Genomic DNA, 11,021 nt, shown 5'->3' with positions numbered 1-11,021 from the left:
TTACCCAAAGACTTATAAGTGTTCGCTGATATACAAAGTTAATGCTTTATCCCAATTGATATTTATACCATACAGTATTAATTCAATGATATAGCACAATAAGCGGTAATAAGGGAATGATATGCATAAATTGGGTTTTGAAAAGCAATGTGCTATATGATAGAATTAATGTGATAATTGATTAACGGTATTTTGAAAAATGGATGTTTTAATTTCAAATTCACCTAGTAAGGAGTGGTTATATGAATGTACCTTTAAAAAGCAAAAGATTGCTTGGTATAAACGGAGTAGGCAGAATAGGTAAGCTTACACTATGGAATCATCTTAATTTAAGGCATTTTGACGGAATAGTAATAAATGCCGGACGTGAAGTAGGCCGGAAGGTTGAAGACATTATTCGTTATCTTACTACAGATTCCACCTACGGTTCTCTTGATCGGTTTCTGTATGGATACACAGGTAACTCCTGTGATGTTAAGGTATTGGATGAAGCTGAATGTATTCTTGAAATGAATGGTATTACTGTTAAGATACTAAAAAAGGAACGAAATCCAAGGAATATAGATTGGGCAAAAGAAGGAGTAAGATTGGTTGTAGATTGCACCGGCGTATTTTTAGACCCGGCACAGCCTGCTGATAACCCAAGGGGAAGCATCAGAGGCCATTTGGAGGCAGGGGCTGAGAAAGTAATTGCAAGTGCTCCTTTTAAGATAAAGGATTCCTCACAAAAGATGCCTGATGACAGTGCATTGTTTGTATACGGTGTAAACCATGCGAGCTATGACCCGGCAAAGCATCACATTTTGTCAGCGGCAAGCTGTACTACAACAGGGTTGGCGCATATGATCAAGCCCCTTTTGGAGACAGAAGAGACTTCGAAGATAATAACTGCATCAATGTCTACAGTGCATTCTGCTACAAACAATCAAAACATACTGGATGCGGCTCCTGAAGCAGGCACCAAGGATCTTAGGCGAAACAGGTCAGTATTCAACAATATTATTCCTACAACAACAGGCGCTGCCATTGCTTTGGAAGAGATACTCCCCGAAATCAAGAAGGTAGGGTTTATGGCTGACTCGGTAAGGGTGCCTACAAGTACGGTATCACTTATTTCGTTAAACATAACCTTTCAGACCGACTTGAACGAAACCGGAGATCCGAAGATAAACAGAGAGTTTATTAATAGTATTTATAGGAAGGCAGCAGCAGGCGCCCAGAAAGACCTTCTTATATTCAGCGAAGAGCAGAATGTATCCTCTGATTTGATAGGATGCCAGGCAGCAGCTATTATCGAGGGGCATGAAACACATACAAGAACGGGATTTTTGCCGCTTTATGCAGAGACCTTAAGGGAGTATGGCATAGATACTACACAGGACATCAATTTGCCTGTCACACACGCAAAGATATTTGGGTGGTATGACAACGAGTTCGGCAACTATGTCAACTGTCTTGGGAAACTAACTGTATATGTAGATAAGAATATGATATAGGTGCGGGGTACGTGGTTCGAGGTTCGAGGATTATAGAAGGGCTTCGAAGGACTTATATAAGCACGATATTAATGTAATAGAAGCTTCGGTAGAGATACTGGAGCTTCTATTATACAAATGACTTTTCTTCAAAGGCATGCTTAACCACGAGCCACGTGCCTCGAGCCCAAAAACATACTCCCCGCACCTCGCACCTCGCACCTCGTACCTATTGCCTATTGCCACAAAAAGTCATATAATACTTAGAGGCACGAAATATAAGAGAGTAGAAAGATGTGAGGGGCGAAATAGTAATGGACCGAACAAGTGAAATAAATATTGAGAAAATGGAAATTCTACTCCGCACTATATGTTTCAACATAAAGAAAAAAGGCAGGGAAATACTTCAGGACTTTAATATAACTCCGCCGCAGTTTGATGCGCTTCAGGTCCTTGAGGATGAAGGCGAACTTACAATTGGAGACCTTAGCAGCAAGCTTTTCCTGGCTCCAAGTACTATTACATATCTAGTGGACAGGATGGAGAAGAATTGTCTGGTAACCAGGATAAGGGATAACAAGGATAGACGGTCGATTAAGATTAAAGTGGAGGATAAGGGATTTAAACTTATCGGCGAAGTCATAGCAAGGCGTTGTACATATCTCGAAGAGGTTACCAAAGAAATGAAGGCAGATGATAAGATAAAGCTTACTGCATATCTGGAAATGATGAGCAGCAAGTTGTAGCGGATACGCAGATTTTTTTGCAGTTAGGGGGTAAGTAGTTTGAAGGAACGTCATCAGAGCATCAAAGGCAGGGTTGCAGGAGATAAACTGTTGGCGAACAATATTAAATATTATGTATTAAATGGGGTATTGTTCACTATAGTAACTAATATGTATAAACCCTTTGCACAAAAATTCATATTCAGATTAAATGGATCAGAGTTTCATGTATCGTTATTTAATGCTCTTCCGGGAATGGTTGCGGTATTTGCTATCATACCTGGCATAGTATTCATGAGCAGAGCTGTTAGCAAGAAGAAGGTCACCGGTATATTCTTTTTCTTGAGCAGACTTTTTATTTTAAGCTTTGCGTTTGTACCCTTTATTCCTGATCAATATAAGCCTTTGGCATTTGTACTGCTAGCAGGTTTTATGAATTTTCCTGAGTCTGTTTCTACTACAGCATTGCAGAATTTTGCCGCAGAAGCTTTTAAGGAGAAGGACAGAGCTTTTGCAATAGCATCAAAGAATAAATATTCTGCTCTTGTGAGCTTCATTTCATTACTGATTCTGGGACAAGTAATAGAACGACTGGGAAGTACTGATTCCAAAGCGATTGTAATATACCAGGTATTCTTTGTGGCTGCCTTCCTGTTAGGAATTTATGAAATAGCAGCTCTGATGAAAATCAAGGAAAACAATACGGTAGAAACAGAAAAGATTGATGTTAAGAGCTCACTGCAAGAGATTTTCAAGAATAAAGGATTTGTGTTATTCCTATCCTGTTCTATGCTGTTTCATTTTGGCTGGCAGATGGGATGGCCGCTTTTCAGTATTTATCAGATTAAGTATCTGGGGGCTTCAGAGGCGTGGATAACTATATCAAATGTATCCTCGGGTATTGCAATGTTCATGAGCTATGGATACTGGGAAAGGCTTATCACAAAGAAGGGCAACTGTTATGCAATCGCCCTGGCTACTACAGGAATGGCTGCAACTCCGATAATGTATGCGTGGTCACCCAATCTGTATGTGCTGACGGTAGCAGGTATAATAATGGGCTTTTTTACATCGGGTACTACAACTACTATTTTAAGTTCGCTGCTTGAAGCAGCCCCGGATAAGAACAGGCTCATGTATGTAGCGGTTCATGCAACTATGACCAGCGTAACCCTTTCAGTAGCACCGCTGTTTGGAGATTTTATGCTTAGGCATTCAAATATATACATATCACTTTATGTGGTAGCTGTTGCAAGGTTCGCAGGAAGCTCTGCGTTTTTTGTACGGGAGAGGTGCAACAGGAGGGTAGTTAATCAAATAAACAAAGCTATGTAAAATCCGGTATAAGCCGGATTTCTTTATTGCTAGTGTAATTAAATGAAAATAAGTACCAAATATAAGGTACCGGTTGATGTGGCAGGAGAAGTATTGTAGAATCTTCATATACATTAGAAACAATTATTTTGATTTTATTTAGGGCGGGGGAGTGGGATATGGAGCTAATTAAGCTGATTCAGTCTTTTTCAAATCCTTTCTTGGACATTGTTTTTCAATTGATTACTATGATGGGGGAAGACATTTTCTTTATGTTTATCACAGCAGTAATCTATTGGTGCATAGATAAAGAGCTGGGCTATAAGCTTGGTTTTCTAACACTGACAAGTGCTACTGTCAATTGTGGGGTTAAGGATCTTTTGAAGATTCCAAGGCCTATAGGAGAACCTGGTATCAGGTCACTTAGAGTTCAAACGGCGGAAGGGTATTCTTTCCCAAGCGGACACACACAGAATACTACAACACTCTGGTTTTTTTTCATGCTGCAGTTCAGGCGTGCTTGGCTGTACATGATAGGGATATTGATAATAGTACTTGTAGGTATATCAAGACTCTATCTTGGAGTACATACTCCTTTGGATGTGGCAGGGGGCATGATAATTGGTGTGGTTTGGGTAATTGTCTGGAGCTCTGTCTATGAGATATCAAGGAAGCAAAAGAATAAAAGCATACTAATAATCGCAGTTGCATTAGCACTAATAGGATTGCTTGAATTTAAAGATGCCAATTATTACAAAGTAGTCGGAGCTCTAACCGGACTGCTCATAGGCTATCTAATAGAACCGCGCTTTATTAAATTCGAGGAGAAAGCGAGCTTTCTTCAGCAGATATTCAAGGTATCTTTTGGTTTAGCTGTAGCCTATGCTTTAAGACTGGCTTTGAAGAGTGCTTTGCCTGAGATTCTAATTTCTGATTTTTTTAGATACCTTATACTGCTGCTCTGGATTACTATAGCAGCTCCGCTGCTTTTTAAGACTTTAAAAGTGAACGAAAAATAATATGCCTCACAGTAACAATTCCATATAATGGAACATATACTATAACGAATACTATGTTCGAATATGTGTTTTATATTATATGGTTGAGAGGTGTATGGCATTTGGTTATTCATGTTGTGAAAGCGGGAGACAGCTTATACTCAATTTCAAGGCGATATGGGGTACCAGTGGCGAAAATTGCTTCGGACAATGAGATAGACATCACCAAAAGCCTGGTAATAGGCCAAACCATTGTTGTCATGGTGGGGACAAGGCAACATACTGTCAAGGCAGGAGAGTCGCTGTATTCAATAGCGAGACAGTATGGGACGACAGTGGCTGCTATACAGGCGGCGAATAGAATCACCAATCCAGCGGCAATCAGTATTGGAATGGTACTGACAATACCATCCGGCATAGAGAAGCTGGGTACTATTGAAGTGAATGGATATACATTCCCGAACATTAATATGGATGTATTGAGAAAAACACTGCCCTACCTTACTTATGTAAGTATTTTCAGTTATGAGGTCAGGCCCGACGGGAGCATAGGGACACTTAATGATGTGCCTATTATTACGGCAGCAAGAGCAGCAAGGGTTGCCCCGCTAATGGTTATTACAAATCTTCGGGCGGGCGGCGGGTTTGACAGCGACCTGGCAAGGACAATACTGACTAATGAACAGGTTCAGAATACATTAATTACTAATGTAATAAACAATATGAGAACAAAAAATTATTCGGGTTTGGATGTGGACTTTGAATATATTTATCCTGAAAACAGAGAAGACTATAACAATTTCCTAAGAAAACTCAAGAGTCGTTTGGATCCTCTTGGGTATTCACTTACTACGGCAGTAGCACCCAAAACCTCAGCAGAGCAGAAGGGATTGCTTTATGAAGCTCATGATTATCCCGTGCATGGGGCGCTTACAGACCATGTGATTCTTATGACGTATGAATGGGGTTATACCTTTGGACCGCCTTTGGCGGTAGCACCAATTACAGAAGTGAGAAAAGTCCTTAACTATGCGGTGACAGCTATTCCGAGGCAGAAGATTTTTATGGGCATACCGAATTACGGCTACGATTGGGTAATACCTTATGTGCCAGGGAGCAGGGCAGCAACTATTTCAAATGTTGCAGCTGTGGAACTGGCAAGGAGGGAAGGGGCAATAATTCAGTACGATATGAGATCCCAAGCACCATTCTTCAACTATTTTGATAATAATGGCAAGCAACATGTTGTATGGTTTGACGATGCACGCAGCATAGAAGCAAAAATGAGACTGCTGAATCAGTACAATTTAGGCGGGGCAAGCTACTGGACCATTGGCCGTTACTTCCCACAGAACTGGCTTGTGCTTAGTTCCTTGTATGATGTTAGAAAAATATTATAAAGGCAAGGAGGAGATAGCTGTATTCCGGATATCTCCTTTTTTTCATGCATGCATTAAATTTTTTTATTAACATAGGCTTTACTTAAAGGATATTTTAATTATTTATAGAATACAGAATTAGTAAATACACTCTGGGTTTGCATAATCCGCAAATCTCTGAACCATATGTCCCTTCCAGGCAAGGTATTGCCTGTCAGCAATGAAGCTGCGCTTCATCGAATGGACAAATTAATGTATGCTTTAATGCATAAAAGCTAGGGGGGGAAGAAAAATGAATCTTATAGAGTATCTCAAACAGCAAAAGGTGCTTCCACAGGCTAAAGCCGACAAGTTCATGGAGCTCTTAGTCACTTATGAAGAGAACGATGTACTGTATGATAAATCCATAGAGCAGTTGGACCTTACAAATGAAGAGCATGACAGGTTATTTTCCGAATTAGAGAAGGAAAACTTTGTTGACAGAATATATATTATTGTATGCCCATACTGCGACAGCTTAGGCAACACCTATGTTGAGAAATTCGATATACCTGAGGCTGAACAGTGCAGATTCTGTCACAATGATTTCAACTATCAGGAAAATTATATGGAAGCGTACCGCTTGTATTTTAATTACCACAAGAACATTGACATATTGACCGAGCTTAGCCAGAAAATAAATTATAATCAGGACAGGATTTTTGAGATAGCTGAAGAGATAAAGGAAATGGAGTCAAAAAGGAAATCACTTCAGGGAGAAAATATCAAGTTTGTAACACTTCGCAACGAACTTATGTATGACAAGAATGAAAGTAAGGCATATGATAGGGTTGTTGACAAGTATAAAGGAAGCAAAGTTAAGTACATTGGGACTCTTCTGTATATGAAAAAGTGTGTGGTAAAATGCAGCAAATGCAACGAAGCTTTTGAACTTTTCAATGTGAATGACAGTTTTATTGGGGTATGCCCAAGTTGTGACACTCAAATTGAGCTTCTGATGAAGTAAATATTTAAAAATAAAAACCTATCCATCACTGGATAGGTTTTTTGTTCTTTTTCTTTTCTTTATACATTCGTGCGTCAGCAAGTCTCACAAGCTCTTCATATTCTACGGTCTCTGCAGGAAACTCGGTAACTCCATATTCAAAGCTAATAATTGTTACTTATTTATATTAGCTCTTTGTACTATAATAGTAGTTGCATATTAGTGATATGAATACTTTTTGGAGGGAGATTAAAAGTTGAAGTATATAGATGAACTTAAAGCAAAGGCTAAAGTGTTAGAAAGGGATATAATGGCTATATATATCGCTTGCAGAAGACCTGAAACGCCATGGCATGTAAAGCTCCTTGCGGCTGTAATTATCGGCTATGCGCTTAGCCCTATTGATTTTATACCGGATTTTATACCTGTATTGGGATATATTGATGATTTAGTATTGCTGCCTTTGGGCATAGGACTTATGGTAAAGCTCATTCCTGGTGAAGTTCTAGAGGAGTGCAGAAAGGAGGCTGAGGAAAAATACGAGGGGAAGAGGCCTGACAATTGGATTTCGGGAATAGTAATTATAATGATCTGGGCAGCGGTAATATGGCTGCTGTTATTGAAAATATGGGCATAATAAAAGGATAGCATTTGCTATCCTTATTTACTGTCTGTTAAATTATATCTTCTGGCTCCCAAGTATCTTTTCTTATAGTAACTCATATTCAAATCGTTAATAGTTACACGGTCAACTCCGGAGCTTGCATGTATGAACTTATTGTCACCTATGTACATTCCCACATGGCTGGGGCCTTTTTTGTAGGTAGTAAAGAATACTAAATCCCCTGCTTGAAGGTCGTCTCTGTCAACCTTCGTTCCACTATTAAACTGGCTTGATGCAGTTCGCTCCAGATTAACATTGAATCTTTTCATTATATATACTACATAACCGGAGCAATCAAAAGCTTTTCCAGAAGATGCACCCCATTTGTAAGGGACGCCCAGATAATTCTTGGCATAAGCAACTGCTTTAGCATTTACCAGTCTGCGGCTTGCGCTTGCTCTATCAGCTATCTTTTTATCAGCAACAGTATTAAGCTTAATAAGTGTGGCACTATCTACAATGCCAGTCTGAGGAAGTGCATTCGCCTTTTGAAAATCTAATACGGCAGCTACTGCAGCCTTGTCATAAGTGGAGTTGATTTCAGCTTTATATATATCAAGATTCTTCAATTTTTTCTTTAATTCAACTACCTTATCCCCACTGTCTCCCTCTTTGATAGGTTCAAAGTTCTCAGGGATAATTTCGGTCTGCTTGATTCTTACAGTGAGAAGTCTAAAGGTTTCTTTGCCTGCAATAGCATCCGGATTAAGTCCGACATCCTTCTGGAAGGCTTTAAGAGCCGCTTCTGTTTTGTCCCCAAAGGAATCTATAAACTCTTCTTCATCGAAATAGCCTAGAATATTCAGCTTTTCCTGAAGTGCCGCAACGTCAGGGTGCTTCATGCCTTTCTTGAGAGTAGTGTCGCCGATATCGGCATATACTGCAGTTGTCAGCATGAATAATATGGAAGATACTAATATTAATGTTAGTGAGAAGCTTCTAATTTTACTTTTCAACGTATCTACCTCCTATATTCGTGCTAAATAATATAGATGTAACACATCTGTAACAATTATATAACAATTTGTCCAAAAAAGAAAGACAAAAATCCAATTTGGGCAGAATTTACAACTTCATACAATAATATTCGTATTTTATTCTCTATACCATATTATGATATAATTACTATAAAATCATGCATTTTGGAGCTAAAATTATCTAAATGCAACAAAAAAAGGATAATGAGGTTGTTTCTTTGAAGATTAGATATAATGAAATGTTGATGGTCGGCTTATTTACCGCTTTTATGGGACAGGTAAATTTCTACCCTTTTGGTACAGATTTCAGAATCACTGTAGGGGTTGTAATTTTCACTTTTCTGCTATTGTATTTCCACTCGCTGCCAATTGTTGCCACATCAATAGCAACTGGAATTTCGGTTTTAGTTGTAAGGGTCGGCATAGATGTGTTTGCTAATGCAGTGAGCTTTGAGGCAGCAGCTTATAAGCATATACCTGCTCTTATGTATTATATTTCCTATGGCATTATAATTGAGGGAGCAGGTTTTAGGAAGCTGTTCGAAAAGCCCATATATTTCATTGTTGCGTTAACAACTGCAGATATAGTCTCGAATTTATTTGAGCTGATAATTAGAAATCAGTTCAATACTAAGTCCTTTGATGTTATTTTTTCCATGATCATGTTGGCTGCAGTAATCAGGAGCTGCCTTGTATTGGCACTGTTCTGGATAATTAAATATTATAGTTTGTTTATAACTAAGGAGGAACACCAGAGGAGGTATAAGGAACTATTGCTGCTAACCGCAAAGTTAAAATCTGAAATTTTCTTTCTTAAAAAGTCAATGCAGGATATTGAGGGTGCAATGGCCAAGAGCTATTCTATCTATAATACAATTAAGGAAAACAGCCCCATGGGCGAGGGTGAACTGAACAAGATAACAGTAGACTGTCTGAATTTATCTATTGATATACATGAAATAAAAAAGGATTACAATAGAATTGTGATAAGCATGGAAAAGCTCATGCCCGCAAGTGACGTTTCCAAAACAATGAGAATGAGTGAAATATTTGAGACTATAGGCGATATATTTAATAGATACTTGGAAGTGATAAACAAGGATGTAAAGCTTGTTTTAGACCTTGAAAAGGATTTTAGAACAAGTGAGTATTTCATTATAATGTCCATACTTAATAATATGATTCAAAACTCAATTGAAGCATGCTTTAGGAGCGATTCTTATGTGAAGGTCAGATGCTATCTGCGTGATAATATGGCAGTTTTCTGTATTGAGGACAATGGGAAGGGCATAAAGAACACGGAACGGGAATTGATTTTTGAGCCGGGATATACCACAAAGTTCAACCCAGAGACAGGACAAGTTTCAACAGGCCTTGGGCTGACACACATTAAGATGCTTTCAGAGCATTTAAGGGGAAAAGTCAGTTTAAATAATGGCACGAGTGGTATTACTGATTTCAGATTGGAGTATCCGGCAGATTCAGTAATTTGTGAGGAGGAAGATAGGGATGTCTAGCTTTATAGTTATTGATGATGATATAACGGTCAGGCGTGTACTTACAAGCATAATAGAGCAGTACAACCTTGGAGTTGTGTGCGCTGAAGCTGATAATGGACTTTTGGGTGAGGAGATTATTCTCAGGCACAAACCGGATATTGTGATGATAGACCTATTGCTGCCACTTCAGGATGGCATATCTATAATAAAAAAGGTCAAATCCTTGAATGCAAGAAGCATTTTTATTATGATCTCACAGGTCAGTGACAAGGACATGATAGCAAAGGCCTATGAGTATGGAATTGAGTTTTTTATCAGCAAGCCTATAAATGTTATTGAGGTAGTGAATGTAATAAAAAAAGTCAAGGAATACGTTGCATTGAAAAAGACCTTTAAAGCTATTGAGTCTACAGTTATGAATCTGGGAATAAGCAGTGGCGAGAACTGTGATAAAAAGGCGGATACTGCAAAAAGGGCGTTGAATCAGATAATGGCAGACCTTGGCATATTGGGCGACCTGGGGAGCAGAGACATAATGAAAATCTGCACCATATTATCTGAAGATGCTGAGCTGGAGGAAGCACTGGAAGAGACACAGCTCAGCGAGCTTTTGAAGCTGCTGCAGAGTAAATATTCGACCGAAGGCAGAGGTTCTGCAAGTGACTTCAAAGCAATTGAGATGAGAATGAGGAGAACAGTTGGCAAAGCTATGAAGAATATTGCAGCCATGGGGATAGAAGATTTCAGTAATGACAAGTTCATTCTATACAGCTCATCATTGTTTGATTATGCGGATGTGAAGGCTGAAATGGACTACATAAGAGGAAAGGCAAAGTATAGCGGCAAAATAAATATTAAATCATTTCTAAAAAGACTGTTGGTAATGCTGGAACAGAATGCATGATTGATATTGCGCGGCATCAATTATCTAAATTTTCAATTCTATTTTTGTATATTTGTGTATTTTCCTGTTATTATTTGTTAGTATGATTATAAAATTAATAT

Annotated in this window: 10 protein-coding genes; 9 read left to right on the top strand and 1 reads right to left on the bottom strand. The window is 38.7% G+C overall.

The genetic code is table 11. The features are described from left to right. Positions 1–242: 242 nt before the first annotated feature. From VEB00_09825 to VEB00_09795, 7 genes are all read left to right on the top strand, one after another. Complete coding sequence (locus tag VEB00_09825; protein HYF83310.1) at positions 243–1,496, top strand: glyceraldehyde 3-phosphate dehydrogenase NAD-binding domain-containing protein; 1,254 nt, start codon at positions 243–245, stop codon at positions 1,494–1,496. A 293-nt stretch (positions 1,497–1,789) separates the two neighbouring features. Further along, positions 1,790–2,221 (top strand): MarR family transcriptional regulator, encoded by a 432-nt coding sequence (locus tag VEB00_09820; protein HYF83309.1) that lies wholly within the window; start codon positions 1,790–1,792, stop codon positions 2,219–2,221. A gap of 39 nt (positions 2,222–2,260) precedes the next feature. After that, a complete protein-coding gene (locus VEB00_09815) occupies positions 2,261–3,535 on the top strand; it encodes an MFS transporter (GenBank protein HYF83308.1) in 1,275 nt (424 codons plus the stop codon). 158 nt (positions 3,536–3,693) lie between these two features. Further along, positions 3,694–4,533 carry a phosphatase PAP2 family protein gene (locus tag VEB00_09810; protein HYF83307.1) on the top strand — a complete coding sequence of 280 codons (840 nt, stop codon included), beginning with the start codon at positions 3,694–3,696 and terminating at the stop codon, positions 4,531–4,533. A 101-nt stretch (positions 4,534–4,634) separates the two neighbouring features. Beyond that, positions 4,635–5,912: a LysM peptidoglycan-binding domain-containing protein gene (locus tag VEB00_09805; GenBank protein HYF83306.1), complete on the top strand. Its 1,278-nt coding sequence runs from the start codon at positions 4,635–4,637 to the stop codon at positions 5,910–5,912. Positions 5,913–6,183: 271 nt separating this feature from the next. Next, a complete protein-coding gene (locus VEB00_09800; protein HYF83305.1) occupies positions 6,184–6,897 on the top strand; it encodes a hypothetical protein in 714 nt (237 codons plus the stop codon). 235 nt (positions 6,898–7,132) lie between these two features. After that, positions 7,133–7,513, top strand: a complete 381-nt coding sequence (locus VEB00_09795) for a YkvA family protein (GenBank protein HYF83304.1) — start codon at positions 7,133–7,135, stop codon at positions 7,511–7,513. 23 nt (positions 7,514–7,536) lie between these two features. Here VEB00_09795 and VEB00_09790 read toward each other — a convergent pair whose 3' ends face one another. After that, on the bottom strand, positions 7,537–8,496 hold the full coding sequence (locus VEB00_09790; protein HYF83303.1) for an NlpC/P60 family protein: 960 nt from the start codon (positions 8,494–8,496) through the stop codon (positions 7,537–7,539). 239 nt (positions 8,497–8,735) lie between these two features. Between VEB00_09790 and VEB00_09785 the strand changes: the two genes are divergently transcribed. Together VEB00_09785 and VEB00_09780 are read left to right on the top strand one after the other, a co-directional pair. Continuing rightward, positions 8,736–10,034, top strand: coding sequence for a sensor histidine kinase (locus VEB00_09785; GenBank protein HYF83302.1), 1,299 nt, complete (start codon positions 8,736–8,738; stop codon positions 10,032–10,034). Continuing rightward, a complete protein-coding gene (locus VEB00_09780) occupies positions 10,027–10,920 on the top strand; it encodes a response regulator (protein HYF83301.1) in 894 nt (297 codons plus the stop codon). The genes VEB00_09785 and VEB00_09780 overlap by 8 nt, the downstream gene beginning before the upstream one ends. The last annotated feature ends 101 nt before the right edge of the window (positions 10,921–11,021 follow it).

It is taken from the genome of Clostridia bacterium (assembly GCA_035628995.1).
Taxonomy (GTDB): Bacteria; Bacillota; Clostridia; order Lutisporales; family Lutisporaceae; genus BRH-c25.
This window is presented reverse-complemented; position numbering and strand designations above follow the sequence as displayed.